The sequence below is a fragment of the Vibrio sp. 10N.222.52.C3 genome (genome assembly GCF_041474195.1).
Lineage (GTDB): Bacteria > Pseudomonadota > Gammaproteobacteria > Enterobacterales > Vibrionaceae > Vibrio > Vibrio crassostreae_C.
Genome location: NZ_JBFRTQ010000246.1, coordinates 1 through 315 on the forward strand (window position 1 = coordinate 1; position 315 = coordinate 315).

Genomic DNA, 315 nt, shown 5'->3' on the forward strand with positions numbered 1-315 from the left:
ACTGGCCGTGCGGGTAACAGCGGCTTAGCGATCTCTTTGATGAGTCAGGATGAAGCTTACCTATTGGGTGATATTGAGCGATTACTTGATACTCGCTTGCCTCAAGAGTGGCTAGAGGGCTTTGAACCAAGCCTTGAAAAAGATCTAGCGCCCGATCGTGGTGGTCGCAGCAAAAGCCGTTCATCAGAAAAACGTAAGATGAAAGCGAAGCTTAAGATTCACCAAAACCGCGGTAAAGCACGTCGCTAATAAGCTGTACAAAGCTCCAGTTTAAAGATCTATACATATAAAAACGCGCCGTTACAGTGACTTCTG

1 pseudogene is annotated in these 315 nt (G+C 46.3%); it reads left to right on the forward strand.

The annotated features are described in order from the left end of the window. A pseudogene (locus AB4517_RS22720) lies at positions 1–249 on the forward strand (ATP-dependent helicase); the annotation flags it as partial. Positions 250–315 lie beyond the last annotated feature (66 nt).